Source organism: Protofrankia sp. Cr1 (assembly GCF_963555865.1).
In the GTDB taxonomy this organism is placed as follows: Bacteria; Actinomycetota; Actinomycetes; order Frankiales; family Frankiaceae; genus Protofrankia.
In genome coordinates, this window is the sequence record NZ_CAUVXO010000011.1 from 35899 (window position 1) to 38120 (window position 2222).

Consider the following 2222-nt stretch of genomic DNA (forward strand, 5'->3'; position numbering starts at 1 on the left):
AAGTGATCCACATAGTCGGGCACACGCCCGGATCGATCGCGTTGCTCTACGACGCCGACCCGACGGCGCCGCATCTGTTCACTGGTGACTGCCTCTTCCCCGGTGGCCCTGGCCGGGTAACAAATCCGGGCGAGTTCACCAGTCTGATGGACGACTTGGAACACAAAGTCTTCGGCCCGCTACCCGACGCTACATGGATCTATCCGGGTCACGGCGACGATACGACGTTGGGTCGAGAGCGTCCACGGCTCGCCGAATGGCGTGCCCGCGGCTGGTGAGCCCGCCTCGGGGCTGCCTTTAGGCGGCCCCGCCGGGAGCTGACACCTCCACAGCGGAGCCTCGGACACGAGACCCATGGAGGTCCCGGCCTTGGCCCCATCATCGTCCTGCTTGGATGCGCGGGACAATACATCGCCTGACATACCGCAGGTTGGCGACCCCAGATCGCCGATCCGCGCCCAGGGACGCGGGAAGACGTCTGTCGGACCGCGGTCGACCTACCGCAGTCCTTCGGCCCATGCCGCCCGGGTGCCCCTGATCCCTCGAACAGTCAACGGGGCCACGGTGAGCGTGGCGCTCCAACGGGTTGTCCTCTGTGAGATCGCGTCGTTCGCTGACGCGGATGGGACGGGCGCGTTCCCGGCTGTGGCGACACTGGCCCGGCTTGTGGGGTGTTCGGATCGGTCGATCCAGCGCACGCTACGGGCGCTGGAGCAGGGCGGCCACATCACCACGATCACGGGTGGTGGCCGCCTGTCGAACTGGTACACGATTGCGATGCCAGCCGCGAGTGATCGCCATGTCACCGCACCCCCGACAGCATGTCGCCCGACCAGTACATGTACCAAAGAGATCAAAAGCGGCAGTGCGCGCGCACCCGAGACCCCGTCACGATGTGCGTCTGTTCCGACACGGACGCCGCCGCGCTCTGGACCACGGGGAAGAAGCATCCCGGACGATCTCCGTCCGCTCGCCGACGCCCTACACGCTCGCGGCCTGCGAGCGGCCTACGCCCTGGACGACCACCAGGCCGACGACGTGCGGACGATCATTGCCCGGGTCGGAATCCCGGCGATGGTCGCGGCGGCCTACCGGGCGTTCCAGCCGGCACGTCCGGCGGTGTGGTGGTCGGCCTGGCTTGGGATCTGGGCGGGCCTCTACGTACCCGCGCAGCGCCAACCCGGACCCGTGCTCCCCGTAGCCGAGCGGGGTTCAGCGCCGATCGGCCCACCTGCCCCTGGTGGTGTTGGCGCGACGGCGGTAGCGGCAACCAGGGAACTCCTGGCCCGGCGGGCGGGACGGATTCCGGTAGGCGTACCGGCCCGGTCAACTCGTGTCGGTGCTGGTCCGCTCCGGCCGGTGCTCGGCGATCCAGGACTCAATATCAACAACTGACCACATGCGGATGTGTCCGATTTCGCCCACAGGCTTCGGGAAGTCGTCGCGGTGGGAGAGCTGTCGAACACGCTCGGAGCTGACAGCGAGCCGTTCGGCGATGTCTTTGGTGGTCCACAACTTCGGAACAACATCCATATCCATGCAGGCACCCTACTTGTGCAGTCCCCAACTCTGCACTAACTTGGGCAGTGCCCAAGTAGGGCGGTCCTAGCCGGAGTTCGCACCTCCGACCAGGACCTGAGTCCCACCCCTTCACCAGCAAGAGGAGAGACCTGTGTCCCACCGAACCACACTCGCGCACTACCGCCACCGTGCGGCCCACGCTGTCCGTCTGGTGGTCCTCGCCGCGGCTGAGGCAGTCCTGAACCGCTTGGAGCCGGCCACCCCAGCCACCCGCCCGGCTTCAGCTCCCACAGCCGTTCAGGTTGTCGAGTCCGTGGCGGTCGACGCGCCACGCCTGGTCGTGGACCCGGCGACCGTGTTCTCGGCCGACGAGCTGGACGCCCTCGACCCGGAGATCATCGCCGTGTCCTGCGGCGAGTTCGACCAGGCTGCCGATGAGGCCCGCGCCGCGGACCGCACCCGGCGCCGGGCGAAGAAGATCCTCGACAGATTGCCGGCCGGTCTGTACGGCGCCTGGCTGGTCGAACGGGTCGAGTCCAACCGGCTCGTCGCGGACCTAGACGCCGTCCGCGCCACCTACCAGCGGCTCGGATTGGGCGACGTCCCCGTGAAGGCGTGCGCCCCGGGCCTGCGTGTTTCCCGCGCGGCTGGTGTCCCGACCGGCATCGAGACCCTTGTGGCGGTGGCGGCATGATCACCAA

General features: G+C 67.9%; 3 protein-coding genes. All 3 read left to right on the forward strand.

The genetic code is table 11. From position 1 onward, the window contains the following. Positions 1-278: MBL fold metallo-hydrolase (locus U9980_RS02530; RefSeq protein ID WP_322766500.1), on the forward strand; the 278-nt coding region annotated here is incomplete at its 5' end. A gap of 286 nt (positions 279-564) precedes the next feature. Next, positions 565-1395 carry a helix-turn-helix domain-containing protein gene (locus tag U9980_RS02535; protein ID WP_322766501.1) on the forward strand — a complete coding sequence of 277 codons (831 nt, stop codon included), beginning with the start codon at positions 565-567 and terminating at the stop codon, positions 1393-1395. 277 nt (positions 1396-1672) lie between these two features. Further along, complete coding sequence (locus U9980_RS02540; protein WP_322766502.1) at positions 1673-2215, forward strand: hypothetical protein; 543 nt, start codon at positions 1673-1675, stop codon at positions 2213-2215. Positions 2216-2222 lie beyond the last annotated feature (7 nt).